12 protein-coding genes and 4 pseudogenes are annotated in these 16,748 nt (G+C 64.8%); 5 read left to right on the top strand and 11 right to left on the bottom strand.

Annotation, left to right across the window (positions count from 1 at the left end):
* Positions 1-14 precede the first annotated feature (14 nt).
* Both LX81_RS18355 and LX81_RS18350 read right to left on the bottom strand, forming a co-directional pair.
* Positions 15-1,586, bottom strand: a complete 1,572-nt coding sequence (locus tag LX81_RS18355) for an alcohol dehydrogenase catalytic domain-containing protein (RefSeq protein ID WP_111538757.1) — start codon at positions 1,584-1,586, stop codon at positions 15-17.
* Positions 1,573-2,505 (bottom strand): MurR/RpiR family transcriptional regulator, encoded by a 933-nt coding sequence (locus tag LX81_RS18350; protein ID WP_111538756.1) that lies wholly within the window; start codon positions 2,503-2,505, stop codon positions 1,573-1,575. Before LX81_RS18350 ends, LX81_RS18355 begins: the two co-directional genes overlap by 14 nt.
* A 203-nt stretch (positions 2,506-2,708) precedes the next feature.
* On the opposite strand from LX81_RS18350, the gene LX81_RS18345 reads away from it, so the two are divergent.
* From LX81_RS18345 to LX81_RS18330, 4 genes are all read left to right on the top strand, one after another.
* A complete protein-coding gene (locus tag LX81_RS18345) occupies positions 2,709-3,719 on the top strand; it encodes a substrate-binding domain-containing protein (protein ID WP_111538755.1) in 1,011 nt (336 codons plus the stop codon).
* Between the two features lie 63 nt (positions 3,720-3,782).
* A complete protein-coding gene (locus tag LX81_RS18340) occupies positions 3,783-5,267 on the top strand; it encodes a sugar ABC transporter ATP-binding protein (protein WP_170134024.1) in 1,485 nt (494 codons plus the stop codon).
* A gap of 14 nt (positions 5,268-5,281) precedes the next feature.
* Positions 5,282-6,292, top strand: coding sequence for an ABC transporter permease (locus LX81_RS18335; RefSeq protein WP_111538753.1), 1,011 nt, complete (start codon positions 5,282-5,284; stop codon positions 6,290-6,292).
* Positions 6,293-6,313: 21 nt separating this feature from the next.
* A complete protein-coding gene (locus tag LX81_RS18330; RefSeq protein WP_111538752.1) occupies positions 6,314-7,345 on the top strand; it encodes an ABC transporter permease in 1,032 nt (343 codons plus the stop codon).
* Here the strand turns inward: LX81_RS18330 and LX81_RS18325 are convergent.
* The 9 genes and pseudogenes from LX81_RS18325 to LX81_RS22935 all read right to left on the bottom strand — a co-directional run.
* A pseudogene (locus tag LX81_RS18325) lies at positions 7,342-8,520 on the bottom strand (DDE-type integrase/transposase/recombinase). The gene LX81_RS18330 and the pseudogene LX81_RS18325 sit on opposite strands and share 4 nt — an antisense overlap.
* Before the next feature lie 185 nt (positions 8,521-8,705).
* Positions 8,706-9,110 (bottom strand): putative quinol monooxygenase, encoded by a 405-nt coding sequence (locus LX81_RS18320; RefSeq protein WP_111538751.1) that lies wholly within the window; start codon positions 9,108-9,110, stop codon positions 8,706-8,708.
* Positions 9,107-10,204, bottom strand: coding sequence for an ABC transporter ATP-binding protein (locus LX81_RS18315; RefSeq protein WP_111538750.1), 1,098 nt, complete (start codon positions 10,202-10,204; stop codon positions 9,107-9,109). Before LX81_RS18315 ends, LX81_RS18320 begins: the two co-directional genes overlap by 4 nt.
* Positions 10,205-10,265: 61 nt before the next feature.
* Positions 10,266-11,708, bottom strand: coding sequence for an extracellular solute-binding protein (locus tag LX81_RS18310; RefSeq protein ID WP_234822699.1), 1,443 nt, complete (start codon positions 11,706-11,708; stop codon positions 10,266-10,268).
* A gap of 47 nt (positions 11,709-11,755) precedes the next feature.
* Positions 11,756-12,784, bottom strand: a complete 1,029-nt coding sequence (locus tag LX81_RS18305; RefSeq protein ID WP_111538748.1) for a carbohydrate ABC transporter permease — start codon at positions 12,782-12,784, stop codon at positions 11,756-11,758.
* Positions 12,781-13,656: a carbohydrate ABC transporter permease gene (locus LX81_RS18300; RefSeq protein WP_111538747.1), complete on the bottom strand. Its 876-nt coding sequence runs from the start codon at positions 13,654-13,656 to the stop codon at positions 12,781-12,783. The genes LX81_RS18305 and LX81_RS18300 overlap by 4 nt, the downstream gene beginning before the upstream one ends.
* Entirely contained in the window at positions 13,653-14,585 is a 933-nt protein-coding gene (gene rbsK / locus LX81_RS18295) for a ribokinase (RefSeq protein ID WP_111538746.1), read from the bottom strand. Before rbsK ends, LX81_RS18300 begins: the two co-directional genes overlap by 4 nt.
* A gap of 208 nt (positions 14,586-14,793) precedes the next feature.
* Positions 14,794-15,103 (bottom strand): annotated as a pseudogene (locus tag LX81_RS22940) (integrase core domain-containing protein); the annotation flags it as partial.
* A gap of 43 nt (positions 15,104-15,146) precedes the next feature.
* Positions 15,147-15,377 (bottom strand): annotated as a pseudogene (locus LX81_RS22935) (IS110 family transposase); the annotation flags it as partial.
* Positions 15,378-15,442: 65 nt separating this feature from the next.
* Here LX81_RS22935 and LX81_RS18285 point away from each other — a divergent pair.
* Positions 15,443-16,748: pseudogene (locus LX81_RS18285) on the top strand (IS3 family transposase); the annotation flags it as partial.

Below are 16,748 nucleotides of genomic sequence, written 5' to 3'. Positions count from 1 at the left end.
GGGCCCCTGCTGCATCAGCCGGTCAGGCCGACTTCCCTCGCGGCCGTCCACCGATCCTCGAGGATCGTCAGGCCCATATCCGGAGCGTGCGGGAAAATCGCGATCTTGCCCGAGACCGCCCCGTCGGTGACCGCTCGCATCGCCTGCGGCAGCGCATCGAGCCCGGCCACCGCCTTGAGATTGTGGAGCAGCGACAGTTCGCCCGCCTCGACTCGACGCAGCACCCCGCGCATGTCCTCGACGGTGCAGCCGGTCGAGCCCGTCAGGCGGAAACTGCCGGTGGCGACCTTCGACAGCTGGATCGGCACGCGCCGGCCGAACGGGAATCCCGCAAAGACCGAGAGCAGACCGTCATCGGCCATAAGGGTCGCGACCCGCGCCACGGCGTCCGGATCGGGCGCCACAACCGTTGCATCGTCGAGGCCCCGTGGCGCGAGGGCCGCGCAGGCCTCGGCGATCGCGTCGGGTTCGAACACCTCGAGCCTACGGCCGGCGGCCCGGGCTAGCGGCTCGAAATCCTCGCGGATCGCCTTCAGCCGGGCGCCTTTGCGGGTCGTCGCGATCACGAGAGCGGGTCCATCCTTCAGTTGCAGCAGCCGGTGCACGTGCATCCGCCCCATCGCGCCGCCCGCGCCGAAGACCAGGGCGGCGCCGCCAGGCCGCACGTCGAAGCGCTGTCGTTCCGGACGAAGCGCCGTCGACAGGTCGTCCGCGATCGTGCCGAGAAACGACAGCATGTCGTAGTGGACCCGCGCGGGATCGATCCCGACTGGCCCGGCCGTATCCCCGCTGCGGCCGATCAGCAGCACTCCGCCCCGGTTCATCCGCTCGACCAGCTTGGACAGGATTTCGGCCCCGATTTCGCCCAGCGCCAGGATATCGTCGAACGTGCCACCGTCCAATTCGCTGATGGCACCGAGCCTGCGGGGTTGGCTCTCCAGCCAGTCCGGCATCTCGCCTATAAGCGTCACCTCCAACCACGCGGGCACGTCGGGCAGCCTGAACCGCGCGGCCCCCGGGCCGCAAACCACGAGCGCCCGCCCGCCCGACTTCAGCTCGCGCCGTGCATTGGGCGCCCAAGCGCGCTCGACGCAGCCGTAGGGTTCAAGCAGGGCGAGTTCGGCGGCCGACGGCGCCTCTGGCAGGTCGAACAGGTAATCGCCGTCGATCACTTCACCGCCGAGGCGGATGTACTGTGCAAAGCCACCGGGAAGGTGCATACCCACGATCCGCCGCGCCCCGTCGATCCGCATCGCCGGCTGCAGGCCCAGCCTTTGGCCGGGGCGAAACCGACCCGTGCGGTCCTCGCCAACAGAAACGACACGCAGGCACATCTCGTGGCCCAGCACGGTCTCGATCTCACCGTCCTGGAAGAGGGGGTGATCGCCGCCCATGTGCATGATTTTCAGGTCGGACGAGCAGATCGACGCCGCCTCGACCCGCGCGACGATCTCGCCTGGGGCGGGGGCAGTCAACGGCAGCGTCTCGGGGTCGCTTTTGCTCAGGTCGGACAAGGTCCCGCCACGATGCGGCCAGTGCCGGTTGCCGCGGGTTTCGCCGAGCGAGGGTTTATCAGTCGGGTGCATGGGGCCGGCGTGTCCTGCTCAATCGGATATGGGGGTTGCCGCGCACGAGATGGGTCGTGGCGCGATCGAACTCGCGCACGGCGCAGAGCGAATAAAGGGCATCGATCGCAGCAAGCTGGCCGAACTTCGACACCATGCTCTCGTAGAGGGGCTCCTCTCCGGACGGCTCGTAGGCCGGCGGCGTCTGGAGCACGACATCGGACATCCGCGCCAGCGGCGCGTCGGGATAAGACGTCACCGCGATGCAGCGCACCCCGGCCCGCTGGGCCGCCGCGACAGCCTCGAGGGTCTGGTCGGTGCGACCCGAATCCGAGATGGCGACCACCACGGACCCGGTGCAGATTGCCGCGGCCAAGATGACCTGAGTGTTGCAGTCGCGATGGAACGTCGCCGGACAGCCGATCCGCCCGAAGCGAACCACTCCGTTCTCCGCGGCGAGGCTCGACGACCCGGCCGCCACGAAAAGGATCGCGCGCGCGGCGCAGACGAGGCCCGCCCCCTCTTCCAGCGCCACCGGATCGAGCGTGGTCATGGCGGCGCGGGCCACGTCCATCTGCCGGTGCGAGATCTTGTAGAGAATGCTCTCAGCCGTATCGTCGCGACCGATGCTTTCGTAAACGCCACTGGCCTCGCGCGTCCCGGTGTCCGTCCCACCGAGGGGCCGCTCGGCCATGCGCACGACGAATTCGCGATAGTTCTGCAAGCCGATCCCACGCACGAACCGGCTGATCGAAGCCTCCGATACACCACAGGCCTGGGACAGATCCCTTAGACTCATGGTACGCACGGCATCGGGGCGCGCCAGTACCTCTTCGGCGACATTCTGCATCGATGGCTTCAGACCGCCGCGAACGGCCCGGATGCGATCGAGGATGTCCCCGCCTTCGGGCTGCATCCGATCATCTTCCTGTGTCGGCATCGAAGCTCACGCTCCTCAAAGAAGGACGCGAAGGAACCCTGCGCGCCTCGGTGCAGGCAAGGTGCAATCTAAGAATGTTATTTTCAAGAAATTATTTTTCTGGACAATTTTTTTTCATGTAGCTTACCCTGCCGTAGATCGCCGTGAGGACCCCCGCGACCATCGATGCCGGGGCGGCGTCCACTATTTTCAGGGAGGACAACATGCCCACGATCCAGACTGCCGTTCGCCTCGGCGCCACGACTGCCCTCGGACTTGCAGTGTCGGCCACGACCCTGCTCGCGCAGGATGACGGTCAACGAACTTACATTTACGCGTCGCAGCTTCAGGGCCACCCGTACCTTCTCGACAGCCTCCTGGGCATGGATTACGCCGAAGAGAAGTTCGGCGTGACGGTCGAGCCCATCGGACCGCAGGGCTGGGACCCAGTCGCCGGCGCCGAATCCGTCGAGCAGGCGATCGCCCGCGAGCCCGACGGCATCATCACGACCCTCTGGGAGCCGGGCGCCCTCCCCGGCATCGCCCGCGCGATGGAGCAGGGCATTCCCGTCGTCGTCATCGAGGCCACAGTGCCCGACAGCGGTGCGCTGACCTTCATCGGGCTCGACAACTACGAGGCCGGCGTCGACACCGCCAGGGAACTCATCGCCCGTGGCGGCAATTCGGGCACCTATGTCGCCTCCGGGAACTGGGGCGCATCCAACACCGATGCGAAGTTCCAAGGCCTGACCGAGTATCTCGACGCGAACTCCGGGTGGGAGCTTGCAGGCCGCATCGACGACCAAGCCACCACCTCGACGGCCATCGACGCGGCCAAGACCATGTTCAACACCTATCCCGACATCACCGCGGTCATCGGCCTCGATAGCTCGTCGGGAACCGGCATCTGCCTCGCTGCGGAAGAACTGGACCGCGACATCGAGGATCTCGTCGTCATCGTCCATGACCGCGAGGATCCCGTCCTCGAATGCATCGAGTACGGCGCCATCGACGCGACCATCGTCAACAAGACCGCGTTGCAGGCCTACATGGCCGTGCAGATGCTCGAGGCCTACAACGATGCCGAGACCGGCCTCGCGGAGGTGCCGATCTCGGCGTCGAACGAGGAGGCCGGCGTGACCCCCTTCCCCGCCGCGATCTACATGGGGACCGAAGTCATCGATGCCGAGAACGTCGAGGACTTCATGCGCTCGAACCTCCCCGAATACGAGTAGGCGATGCACCCGGACGGATGGGCCCGGGCGCCCGTCCGTCCGCTCGCGGCAGCGGAGCGCAAGATGTCCGACGACAGCAACATTCTCGATCTCAACGGGATCACCAAGACCTTCGGCCCCGTGACGGCGTTGTCCCGCGTCGACCTGACCGTCCGGCGCGGCGAGGTCCATGCGATCCTCGGCGAGAACGGCGCCGGGAAGAGCACCACGCTCAAGATCATCAACGGCGAACTCGATCCCGATGACGGGACCGTCGCGGTCGCCGGCCGGGCGACGACTGCGCCCGAACGCGCGCGGGGCGACATCGCCATGGTGCATCAGGAACTCGCGGTCTTTACCAACATGTCCGTCGCCGAGAACATCTTCGCGGGCGATCTGCCGCGGCGCGGCGGCCGGGTCGATTTTGACCGGATGCACGCCCGCGCGGCCGAGTTGCTGTCGCTGTTCGGACTGGAGATCGAGACGCGGGAGATCGTCTCGCGCCTGACGCCGGGCCAGCAGCAGATCGTCGAGATCCTGCGCGCCGTCCGCCGCGAGGCGAGCCTCCTGATCCTGGACGAGCCGACCTCGGGTCTTAACAATCACGAAGCGACGATCCTGTTGTCGCTGGTCAAGCGGCTGTCGGACGAGAACGTCACGGTCCTCTATGTCTCCCACCGCCTGCACGAGGTGCTCGAGATCGCAGACCGCATCACCGTGCTGCGCGACGGCGCGAGCGTGACAACGCTCGACAATGACGCCCTCGTTGAGGACGACCTGATCCGGCACATGGTGGGCCGCGATCTGGCCGGGGCGCGCGACGCGCGAGCGCGGGGCATCGGCGAGACGGCGCTTTCGGTGAAGTCGCTCACCCAGATCGGCGAGTTCGAGGACGTCACGCTCGAGTGCCGTCGCGGCGAGATCGTCGGCGTCTTCGGCCTCGAGGGCTCGGGTGCCGCCGACTTCAGCGAGGCGCTCTACGGGTTGAAGGCCGCGGGGTCCGGTCGGATCGAGATCGCAGGACGCGACATGCGCGGCGCTCCGCCGGCGGCCATGCGGGCGGCGGGGCTGTCCTATCTGCCCGCCAACCGGAAGGAAGCCGGGCTCTACATGGAACGCAGCATCGTCGACAATATCGCCGCACCGATTTTGGACCGCATATCGCGGATGGGCCTCGTCGATCGCGATCGCATCCGCAAACAGGCGGAAACAGATGTCGGCCGCTTCGCGATCCGCGTCCCCGGCATCCACGCGGAACCGAGGCAGCTGTCGGGCGGCAACCAGCAGAAGGTCCTCTTCTCGGCCTGTCTCGCAGACCGGCCCGACATTCTGGCGCTCAACGAACCCACGCGCGGGGTCGACGTGGGGGCCAAGGCCGAGGTCCACGACGTCATCCGCAGCGAGGCCGATGCCGGCCGGGCCGTCGTCGTCTTCTCCTCCGACCTGCCCGAACTGCTCCGGCTGGCCGACCGGATCGTCGTCATGCGGTCGCGCCGGATCGCCGGCGAGGTGTCGGGGCAGGACCTGCAGGAGGATCAGATCATGGCCCTCGCCGCCGGCACCGCCTGAGAACGGAGAGACACATGGGATCCACCAATCAGACCGTCACATCGACCGATCACCACGCCGGCGGCACGGCAGCGTCCGGCCGGGGCGATGCCGGCCGCAGCTTCGGCGGCAACGTCCTGCCGCTCTCGGCCATCGTCGCACTAGTCGCCATCGTCCTCTTCGCGACCCAGCCCAACTTCGGTACGGCGAGCAACATCAACTCGATCCTGTTCCAGACCTCGATCGAGTTCCTCGCCATCCTCGGCTTCACCTACGTGATGGTGATGCGCGAGATCGACCTCAGCGTGGGCTCGGTCTTCGCGCTGACCGGAACGCTGATGGGCGCCCTGCTGGTCGATGACTGGAACTTCTGGCTGGCCGGCGGCATCGCGCTGGCGGTCGCGGCTGGGATCGGGTTCTGCCAGGGGTTTCTCGTGGTCCGTTTCGGGATCAACTCGCTCATGCTGACAATTGGCTCGCTCCTGCTCATCCGGGGCTGCTCGAACGTGATCGCGAACGACCTCGGCGGCCGGACCTACCCGCGCGAGTTCCGCAGCCTTGCGCGGACCGACCTTTTCGATATCCGCATCACCATCGTCTTCATGGCCGTCTGCGTCCTCATCGCCTGGGGCTTCCAGAAGCGCAGCGCGCTCTTCCGGAAGATGTGCTTTATCGGTGAGAACATGCGCTCCGCGCAGGTCCACGGCATCCGGGTGGGCCGAATCAAGATCGCCGCCTTTATGGCCAGCGCCGTGACCGCCGGGCTCGGCGGCATCTTCACCGCGAGTCGCATCACCCATGCCGATGTTCGGATGGGGCTGGGGCTGGAATTCGTCATGGTGACGGCGGCCATCATCGGCGGGGCCAGCCTCTATGGCGGGCGCGGTGACCTCCGGGGATCGGCGCTGGGCCTGCTGCTCCTGGCCCTGGTGCTGAACGGGATGATCATGTTCGACATCGAACCGGTCTTCCAGCAATTCGTCATCGGCGCCCTGCTTATCGCCACCGTCACCTTCGACACGCTCGTGAATCGGCGCAACGGCTGAATCGCCAAGGGGGAAAAGCACATGGCACGGCGGAACATTCCCTTCCTGCGCGCGCAGCGGCTGGAGCAGGAAGCCCTCACGCTGGGCATCGCCGCGCTCATCGCGCTGGCGCTCGCCATCTGGACCTCGGCCTTTCTCAACGGGAACAATCTTGCGTCCCTGCAGACCGCGATCGCGCCGAACCTGATCGTGGCGACCGGCATGATGACCCTGTTCCTGATCGGGCGCTTCGACCTGTCGGTCGGCGCGGTCATGGGGCTGGCCGGCATCGCGACCGCGTGGGCACTGGGGGCCGGGGCCTCCACCCCCCTGGCCTGCCTTGCCGGCTTGGCGGTCGGGCTGGGGATCGGCGCCCTGAACGGCCTCTTCGTCGCCGGGCTGGGCATCAACCACCTGATCGTCACCCTCGGCGTCCTCTACATGACCCGCGGCATCATCGAGGTGGTCATGTCGGGGCAGAAACTGGCTGGGTTCACCGGCTTCCCCGAGGGTTTCACCGCGCTCGGCCGCTTCGAGGCGGGCGGCCTGCAGGGCATGTTCATCGGCGCCGTGATCCTGCTTTTGCTGATGGAGCTGATGTTCCGCGCCACCGGCACGGGCCGGAACCTCCTCTTTCTCGGAGGCAACCCGGACGCGGCGCGCACCATCGGCATCCGCCGCCGCCGGGTCGAGTTCCTATGCTTCGTGGTCTCTGGCGGGCTGGCAGCCGTCGCCGGTATTCTGGCAACCTCACGGGTCGGCATGGCGAATCGCTATATGGGTGAGGGCCTTGAGATGCAGATCTTTATCGCCTGCTTAATCGGCGGAGGCTCTATCGCCGGCGGCAAGGGATCCTATGTCGGCGCCTTCGCGGGCGTACTGTTCATTTCGCTTTTAACCAATGCTTTCAACTTACTCAGCGTTCCGTCGGAATGGCAATCGATCGTGGTTGGGGGTGTTTTGGTCCTTGTTGTAATAGCAGACGCAATCATGACGCTAAGGAAACAGAACCGCTCGTGGGGCAGCATCTTGGGCATTTCCAGATTCGATAGAATACTACGTGCAAAACGCTAGATGATGTCGGCTGGGCTTGGCGCCGCGGACGTCGAACGACGGTTCGTCCATAAGGTGTTCAGTCCCGGCATTTGGTGGATCGGGTTGAGGATGAATCGATATGGCTCGGAAGTCCAGATCTTGCGGATGTAATCGTAGGGCGTGAGGCCGCCGAGGATCTTGAGCCTGCGTGCGAAGTTGTAGGCGGCCATGAAGTCGCTGAGATGCGTTCGCAGCTGATCATGTCTTTCGTAGTGGTAGCGCTTGACGTTCAGCCGTCGCCGATCCCCCGGGTCGGCTTTGGGCCTCACCGTCCTTGATGGTGCGGTTCATCCGCTCGACCTGCCCATTGGTCCAGGGGTGATCCGGTTTTGTCAGCCGGCGCTCGATCTCGTTGGCTTCACAGAGCTGGAAGGAACCGTGGCCCCGGTGGGGCCGCGAAAGCCCTGGAAGCGTCGAAGCGTATCGGTCGGGAGATGATCGTGTTCCGGTTCCTCGGCTGTTCGGCGAACTGGATGCCATTGTCGGTCGAGATCATGTGGACCTGATAGGATGAGGCGACCCGCCGAATGCCTCCAGCAGGTGCTGCAGGAACTCCCAGGCGGTGCGCCTGTCGGCCTTCTCAACGAGCTGGGTGACCGCGAACTTGCTGGTTCGGTCGATGCCCACGAAGAGATAGAGCTTGCCCTCGGTGGTCTGCACTTTGGCGATATCGATGTGGAGTGAGGCGGAGAAGACATCGTGGATGGACCCGCGATGTCCCGCCGAACCCGATCGGGTAGCGCTTGAAGCGCTGCCGCTTTAGTTTATCGCCTTCGACGTCCGGCAGGCGGAAGATGCATTCGCCATCGCGCTCGACCCGATGGCGCGCAATGGCTCATCGTTGCAGGCATCGGTGCAGTGCCGAGCGCGTCAGGTGCGGGATCGTGGGCTGCAGGGCATAGAGACCGTTCTTCGCTACAAACGATCCCCCGGATCGTTTGCTAAACGCTCGAACTCCAGCGGCAACAGCGTGTGCCGTCGGAACGCGACGATCATCGCCTCCTCTGTTTCGGTCAGAACCGTCGAGCGCGGCTCCCTCGGACCGGTCTTCAGGTCCTCGCCTGTCGCCCGCTTCCGCCACTTCGCGACCGTCTTCGGATTGATCCCCAGCTCCCCGCTCAGCTGCGAGAGCGAAGCTTGCGGTCGGATTGTATTGCCGCTCTGACGGCGTGCGTGGTCGTGGCGCTCCCGTGACCAACCTGTCCCGTAGGGCTTCCTTACATTGCACCGAAAAGATCGCACCATCAAACCGTGGGATTAAACATCTAGCAGGTAGATCACATGGCAGGGGCGATTAAAAAACACCCAGGGCGCAATCAAATGCCCATTGTCTCCATTATTATTCCGGCCGGTAGAACCCCGAGCGAACTTCGGCGAATTTTAGCGCGCCTCCGAGCCTCGTGTTGATCTCAACCTTCTCCGCCTCCGACCAGTCAACGTAGAGGAGAATCTCGACCGGGGAGAGCAGGATCCCGTCATTGAGCTTCGCCCCATGCGCCTGGACGTGCAGGCTGGCGAAATGCGCCTCAAGAGCGGCGGCGTCGGTGAAGACCTCGAGCCAGCGGTAGGTTACGCGGTCGTCGGCGCGGGCATGAACCGTCAGGGCGTGAACCAGCATTCCGGGCTCGGTCTCGCGCGCGAGGTCGTCGATGGCTTGGCTCGCGGCCTCGTAATCGGTGCAACGGTCCGGGTGGACGTGCTCGAAGGCCTCGAGAACGATGATCCGATCGGTGGGTGCGGTCATGCGGTATCCTCCCGGATGGCGGCGCCGTCCCCGGCGCGGAAGAAGTGCAGCTTTTGGGGGTCGAACTGAATTGGCACGCGGTCGCCGGGCCGGGTCTTCGTATCGGCGCGGGTCTGCCCGGTGAACTTACGGTCGCCCATGAGCCCGATCAGCAGAGTGTACGGACCGAGCGGTTCGATGTCCACGACCTCTACGTTGACGCCGATGCCGCCCTCCGCTTCGACGGTATGTTCGGGACGGATGCCGAGGATGCAGTCTTCGCCGACCGAACGCGACAGTGCGACGGTGTGTTCGGGCGGTATTTCGAAGGCCAATCCCGTGGCCCCCGCGAAGCGCAGTCCGGTGTCGCTCCGCTCGATCCGGCCATCGAGCATGTTCATGCTGGGTGCACCGATGAACTCCGCGACGAAGGCATTCGCAGGTCGTTCGTATAGGGTTATGGGATCGGCCGCCTGTTCGATGACGCCCTTGCGCAGGACGACCACGCGATCGGCCATTGTCATCGCCTCGACTTGGTCATGGGTAACGTAGACCATCGTGGTCTTCAACCGGCGATGCAGCTGCTTAATCTCGACGCGCATCTCGACGCGCAGTTTGGCATCGAGGTTCGATAGAGGCTCGTCGAAGAGGAAAACGTCCGGATCGCGCACGATGGCGCGCCCGATCGCGACCCGCTGGCGCTGCCCGCCGGAGAGCGCGGCGGGCTTGCGGTCTAGATACTCGGTCAAGTTCAGTATTCTGGCCGCGTTCTCTATCGACGTTCGCGCCTCCGTCTTCGGCACGCCGCGCACCTTCATGCCGTAGCCGATGTTTTCGCGCACCGACATGTGGGGATAAAGCGCATAGCTCTGGAAGACCATCGCGCAGTTGCGCAAGCCCGGGCGCAGGTGGGTCACCTCACGCTCGCCTATATGCATCTGTCCGCCCGTCGCGGCCTCGAGACCGGCGATCATGCGCAGGGTGGTCGACTTGCCGCAGCCCGAGGGGCCGACGAGCACGACAAATTCCCCATCCTCGATATGGAGATCCATCGGCGGGATCACCTGCACCGCTTCGTAGAATTTGGTTACGCCCGTTAGCGTGATGTTTGCCATCGCGGATGTCTCTCTCAGGGAGATCGGGTCGGCTGGCCCGGAATGGCGCCGACCCGTCTGGTCACTGGGCGGGCAGGCCCATCGAGGAGCGGTAGGCTGCGAGTTGGGTGTCGCGGCCGAACTCGTCAGTTAGCTCGTTCCAGCCGTCCGCCACGGTGTCGAGCGCCTCCTGCGGGCTCACCTCACCGGCGAGCGCGCGGCTGAGTTCGATCTCAAGAAGCTCGGTATAGGAGAAATACCCCGGCAGGCGCATGTCGAGTGCGACGTTTTCCGCCGTGACCGCCTCGCGCTGCGTATCGAGGTATTCCTTGGCCTCGCGCTCGCTAAAGATGCTCGACCAGCGCTCCATGTCGGTAGTGTGGGAGATCCGGTAGGGATTGACGCCGGTGCCCCCCGTCACCGTCGCTTGGCCAGAGATCTCGGGACTGGAGAGCAGTTCGATGAAGTCCCATGCGGCCTCCTGGTTCCGCGAGGATTGCGGCACCGCAGCCTGCCACCCGCCGAAGGCCATGAAGGAGGTGTCGACCGGTTCGTCGAACGTGTCCCACTCGCCTGTCTTGTAGTTGTAGACCTCGGTGGAGGACGGCAGTTTGGCCGATCCCACTTTGCCCGCCACGGTGGACTGGTTCGGATCGGCCGCGATCACCCCGGTGTCGCCCCAGCCGATGGACTCAGCAACCTGCCCGCCCGCGAAGGCGGCGTTGACCTCGCCGAAGGAGAAATTCAGGGCCGAGGGCGGCGCGAGCTCGGACGCGCGGATATATTCCTCGAGACCGCGGACCCAGGCCGGATTGTTGACCTGTGCGTCCATCGTCTCGGGATCGAAGAACATCGAGCCCGGCAGGTCCGGATGGCTCGCATAGGCCGCGACATGGCTGAACAGGAACCAGAATTGCTGGCCGCCCCGGCGGAAGGCCTCGGCCGTGCCGTAGACGCCATCGACGTCGTTCTGGAAGAATTCGGCGATGTCGAGATACTGCGTCCAGGTCTCCGGCACGGCGAGATCATAGCCGTACTTCTCCCGGAAGGCGGTCTTGTTCGCCTCGTCCTCGAAAAGATCGATACGGTAGCTGTAGGTGTGGACATCGCCGTCCATCGTCTGTGAAAGCACCTGGTCGTTCCAGACCATGAGCTGTTCGCGGTAGACGGGCGCGATATCCTCCCACGCCTCGCCCTCCTGGAACTCGGCGGGCATTTCGGCGAGGAACGGCGTGAAATCCGGCGCCCAGGCGGGGGCGAAGGCGATCACGTCGAAGGACGTATCCCCCGAGGCCAGCGTGGTGACGATCTTGGGATAGAGTTCTGACCACGGGAACTCGACCACCTTGACGGTTCCACAGGTCTTCTCCGCCCATGCTTCGCCCGCGAGCGTCAGCGCCGAGGCGATATAGGGGCCGGTCTGGGTTGTGGCGGTGATCTCCACGCCACTGAAATCGGGATCGCACGCGAACGCCGCCCCCGTGCTCAGAGCCAGCACGGCCGCAGACAGTTTCAGTCGGTTCAACAAGGTCCTTCCTCCCATTGCGCCCCTTTATCGGGGCTTCGAAAAAGTCATTTCACGGCCCCGCTGAGCAGGCCGGACCGCATCAGACGGCCGAGCAGCCCCGCGACGACGATCATCGGCACGATCGCGACCAGCGCGGCGGCGGAGATCGCCCACCACTCGTCGCCCCTCTGGCTGTTCTGACCGGCGATCAGGACCGGCAGGGTCTGCCATTCCGAATTCGTCAGGAAGAGCGCGAAGAGGAACTCGTTCCAGGTGAAGGCCAGGGTGATCACGAAGGTCGCGATCAATCCGGGGCGGCACATCGGCAGGACGATCTCGAAGAAGATCCGCCAGTAGGGAACGTTGTCGACGAGAGCGGCCTCCTCGACCTCCAGGGGGAGCGCCGAGATGAAATCGCGCATTAGCCAGACCACGATGGGCAGCGAGAAAGCGACGTAGGCGAGCGTCAGCCCGAGATAGGTATCGGTGAGCTTGAAGCCGAGCTTGCCGATCTCGGTGTAGAGCAGGAACAGCGCGAAGGCCACGACGATGGGCGGGAACAGGCGCTGGCTGACGAACCAGAAGACGATGTCGTCGTTCATCATGACCTTGCCCGGCAGCGCAAGGCGGTTCGCGAAGACCGAGAGCGCGAGGGCGCCGCAGAAGGACAGGATCGACGCGGTCGCCGGCGGCAGGCCCAGCCAGTAGCGTCCCGCGAGGAATCCTCCCATCGCGAGCACGAAGAAGAGCACGCCCGAGAGCAGTTTCACCCGAAACGGGAAGCGGACGAGCGCATAGGCCGCCATCGCCCCGAGGAGCGTCGCAAAGAACGACGACGAGACTGCGACGATCGCCGAAGACCAGAAATTGGAGTAAAATTCTCCCCTTATGCCGGAGAAGAGCTCGCGCCACGCCTTCAATGTCGGCTGGAAGTCGACGAACGGCAGGTAGGTCGGGCCACCCACGACGTCGGGTGGTGTCTTCAGCGAGGTGATGGCCACCCAATAGAGCGGGAAGACGGTGAAGGCGAACCACACGCAGCAAAGAGCGAAGGCGATCCAGGCCCGCGGTCCGCGCAGGTTACGGACGCTCATTTGTACTTTTCCAGCCACGGCTTCAACAATGCGAGGTAGACGAGGCTTAGAATCAGCACGACCGCGAGGAACAGGAAGGACAGCGCCGAGGTATAGCCAAGGTTGAACTTCTTGAATCCCTCCTGATACGCGAAGAGCGTCAACGTCTCCGTCGCGATGCCGGGCCCGCCCCCGGTCATGACAAAGACGGTGTCGATGATCTTGAAGCTCTCGACGATGCGGATGAAGATTACCGCCGCGGAGATCGGCAGCATCATCGGGAATGTGATGCCCCAGAATTGCTGCCACGGACTGGCATTCTCGAGTTCCGCGGCCTCGTAGACATCGTCGGGCAAGCCCTGCAGACCTGCCAGGAGCAGCAGGATTACGAAGGGCGTCCACTGCCAGATCTCCACCGCAATCAAGGACCCGAGCGCCCATTTCGCTTCGGTCAAATAGGGCAAGTTCGGAAATCCGAAGAAGGTCGCGAGCTCGTTCAGCGGGCCCATGGTGGGATTGAGAAGCTGTCGTGCCACTAGGGCGACCGCGACCGGCGCCACCAGCATCGGCATCAGGAACGTGACGCGGAAGAACTCCACGCCCTTCACCCGCTTGGCCAGCGCCAGCGCAATGCCGAAGCCGATCATGAATTGCAGCGCCACTGATACAAAGGCAATGAGCGACGTCGTTCTGACCGTCTGCCAGAAACGTGGATTGCTTAGAAGATCCGCGTAGTTGCTGGTGCCGACGAAGCGTGCGGGAATGGGCGGCACGAGGCGCAGGCTCATGAAGCTGTTGGCCAGCGAGTATATAAGCGGGAAGATCGCCACCGCGAGCACCACGAGGAAAGCCGGCCAAAGGAAAAGGTGCTTGACCGGATCGTCGCGGGTCATGCGCCCTGCCCCATCATTGCGTCGATCTCAGCCCGGGCTGGCATAGCCGGCGCTGTGCCGCGTCGCGTCACGGCGATGCCCGCGGTGGCGCATCCCATGCGGACCGCCTGCTCGACCCCCTGCCCTTCGGACAGCGCGGCGGCGAACCCACCGATGAAGGCGTCACCCGCACCGGCGGTGTCTATGACGGGAGCGTTGGCCATCGCGGGGACGCGGGTGCTGATGCCGGGTCCGTGGAGATAGACCCCTTTCGCACCAAGCGTAATTATAGCCGTCCCGACGCCGCGTTCCAGGAAGAGATCCCCGGCACGGCGAGCGTCTTCCTCCGTGTCGATCTTGAAGCCGACGATTGCCGCGGCCTCGCTCTCGTTCGGAACGAAGTAATCAGTCTGGCCGTAGCAGGCGGCGTCGAACGGGTTGGCAGGTGCCGGATTAAAGACCGTTGTGACCCCGGCGGACCGGGCCAGGGTCAGCGCCGTGAGGGCCGCATCGGGGGGCTGTTCCAGCTGTGTAACGAAGACTTTTGAGCTTTCGATCACCGCCCGATGCTCCTCGACATCGGCTGAAGTTATCGTACCCGCCGCACCCGGATAGACGATAATAGCATTCTCACCCGTCTGGTCGTTGACGAAGATGAAAGCTGCGCCCGACGGCATGTCTGCCATAACCTCTACCTTGGGTGTGACACCGGCCTCAGCGTAGATCTCCAGCGCCATTTTGCCGAAAGTATCGTCGCCTATTTTGGAGATAAAGCTGACCCTTGCTCCGGCACGGCCTGCGGCCACTGCTTGGTTCGAGCCCTTCCCGCCCGGTCCCAGTGAAAAGCCCGAACCAGAGATGGTCTCTCCAACCTGCGGCATGCGCTCTGCGAGATAAGCGGTGTCGGCCACATATATCCCGAGAATCGCGATGCCCATCTGCGCTGCCATGCCCGTCCCCCCATGCGCTCCGTCCTCCCGCGATAGGAGTGCCGTACCTCACTCCACGTAAGGCACCAATATGTTTTTGATCTGCGTAGCCTGCCGAAGCAACTCACCCTTGGCGGCAGCAATAGTTCAGCTCCAGGCGCGCCCGTGAGCGGTGGCTCGGTTTGTTTGATTAGCGTTTGGCCTTTCCTGAAGTGGCTATCCGCCCTTGTTACGCTGCAGCCATGATCGGCGCCGGCTGGTTGAGATAGGCACTGTCGGGTGTCGCCCTGCCGAGCGACGAATGGGGGCGCGTGCCGTTGCAGAAGCCGAGGTAGCGCCCGATCCAGTCTCGCGCCTCTTAGACGCTGGCATAAGCTCGTAGGTAGATTTCCTCGTATCTCACCGTCCGCCAGAGCCGCTCGACGAAGACATTGTCGCTCCGTCGGCGTATACGCCGGCCCCTTGGCGTCCATGCTGATGACGACTTTGGCGTCCAGCAGAAGCTACGTGAAGTCGATGCTGGTGATCTGGCTGCTCTGGCCGCCCTTCTGTGTGTCGAGCGATGACTGCGTGTGGTCGGTCGATCTCCGTTCGTTGAGCTCGAATGATCCCGAAGACTTCGCGCGCGATGTAGCGTTCGAGCATCCGGATGGTTTCGAGCTTCGAATGCTCCATAGCCGTGCGTTTGGCCACGTGGTCCTTCGTCCGCTGGTGGAGGCGCATTCGGGAGACGGCGACGATGTGCGGCGCGCTGTTGACCTCCCTGTCGCCGCCACGGTTCAGACGGTGCCGGATCGTTTTACCCGAGGCCGCTGCTGATCTTCCCCCGGTTCGGTGGAGGCCTCTGCTAAGGTCTTCGGACCTGGAAGGAGCATCTGATGACGGGGCAACGGAAGCGGCGGGAGTTTCCCGAGGCGTTCAAGCGCGAGGCGGTCGAGAGGGTCCGCACGAGCGGTCTGACGATCATCTCGGTGGCCAAGGAACTGGACGTGCACGAGACGGTGCTGCGGCGCTGGATCACGCGCTACGGCGAGCCGGGTATGGCCCCGACGACGCGCGCGGGCGCGAGGGCGGCCGCCGGAGGTCTGTCTCCCGCCGATCTGGCGGCCGAGAATGCGCGCCTCAAGCGCGAGAACACCCGTCTCCAGACGGAGCGCGACATCTTGCGAAAGGCCGCGCTCGCCAGTGTGCTTGCACCGTCGCCACGGTCGCTCGGACCCGTGGCGCGACCATGGCGACCGCACATGGCTCGCTCTTCGGGGCGGCCACCCGATGAAGTTCGGGTTCGTGGATGAGCACAAGAACCTCTGGCCGATCTCGGTGATGTGCCGCGTGATGGGGGTGTCCGTGAGCGGCTACGACGCATGGCGCTCCCGCCCCGAGAGCGCACGGGTGAAGGCCAACCGATCTCTGCTCGAAGAGATCCGTCGAATCCATGCCTACAGCGGCGGCGCGTATGGGGTCCCGCGTGTGCATGCCGTTCCACGTGGCCTGGGCCGAGCCGTCGGGCGCAATCGCGTGGCCCGCCTGATGCGGCAGGCCGGGCTGCGTGGGCTGGCCGCCTTGCCGCGCCGCGTGCGGACAACTGACAGCCGGCATGGGTATCCCATCGCGCCGAACAGGCTCGGACGGGACTTCACCGCAGCGGCCCCGAACCAGATTTGGCTCGGCGACCTGGCCCCCGCCTCCGCGGGGGCAGGCTCTACGTGCGCACCGGCGAAGGCTGGTTCCCGGGGCTGTCGCGGCCCCACCGGGGCCACGGTCCCCGTACACTCCTGGCCGCGGTCCTCGACTTGCACACGCGCAAGATCGTGGGATGGTCCATGCGCGAGACGCTGCACGCCGAGATCGCCGTCGAGGCGCTCGAGATGGCGGTGAGGCGACAGAGGCCGGCCCCCGGCCTGATTTGCCACACCGACCGCGGTATCCAGTACGCCTGCGAGGACTACCGCAAGGCCCTGGAGGCCGCGAAGATCACGCCGTCGATGAGCCGCAAGGGCGATTGCCTCGACAACGCCCCCATGGAGAGCTTCTTTGGGTCTCTGAAGACCGAGCGCGTCCACCACCAGAGCTACGCCACCAGGGACGAGGCGAGGCGCGACCTGTTCGCCTGGACCGAGGGCTGGTACACTACTCACCGCCTCCACTCGGCGCTGGGATACAGATCATCCGCCGCCATGGAAC

Source organism: Palleronia aestuarii (genome assembly GCF_003253995.1).
GTDB lineage: Bacteria > Pseudomonadota > Alphaproteobacteria > Rhodobacterales > Rhodobacteraceae > Palleronia > Palleronia aestuarii.
This window is presented reverse-complemented; position numbering and strand designations above follow the sequence as displayed.

Excerpts from the sequence above, each read along its gene's own strand:
- LX81_RS18320 (WP_111538751.1), bottom strand. The coding sequence starts at position 9,110 with ATGACCGCACCCACCGATCGGATCATCGTTCTCGAGGCCTTCGAGCAC.
- LX81_RS18355 (WP_111538757.1), bottom strand. The coding sequence starts at position 1,586 with ATGCACCCGACTGATAAACCCTCGCTCGGCGAAACCCGCGGCAACCGG.
- LX81_RS18350 (WP_111538756.1), bottom strand. The coding sequence starts at position 2,505 with ATGCCGACACAGGAAGATGATCGGATGCAGCCCGAAGGCGGGGACATC.
- LX81_RS18340 (WP_170134024.1), top strand. The coding sequence starts at position 3,783 with ATGTCCGACGACAGCAACATTCTCGATCTCAACGGGATCACCAAGACC.
- LX81_RS18315 (WP_111538750.1), bottom strand. The coding sequence starts at position 10,204 with ATGGCAAACATCACGCTAACGGGCGTAACCAAATTCTACGAAGCGGTG.
- LX81_RS18330 (WP_111538752.1), top strand. The coding sequence starts at position 6,314 with ATGGCACGGCGGAACATTCCCTTCCTGCGCGCGCAGCGGCTGGAGCAG.
- rbsK (WP_111538746.1), bottom strand. The coding sequence starts at position 14,585 with ATGGCAGCGCAGATGGGCATCGCGATTCTCGGGATATATGTGGCCGAC.
- LX81_RS18305 (WP_111538748.1), bottom strand. The coding sequence starts at position 12,784 with ATGAGCGTCCGTAACCTGCGCGGACCGCGGGCCTGGATCGCCTTCGCT.
- LX81_RS18300 (WP_111538747.1), bottom strand. The coding sequence starts at position 13,656 with ATGACCCGCGACGATCCGGTCAAGCACCTTTTCCTTTGGCCGGCTTTC.
- LX81_RS18335 (WP_111538753.1), top strand. The coding sequence starts at position 5,282 with ATGGGATCCACCAATCAGACCGTCACATCGACCGATCACCACGCCGGC.
- LX81_RS18345 (WP_111538755.1), top strand. The coding sequence starts at position 2,709 with ATGCCCACGATCCAGACTGCCGTTCGCCTCGGCGCCACGACTGCCCTC.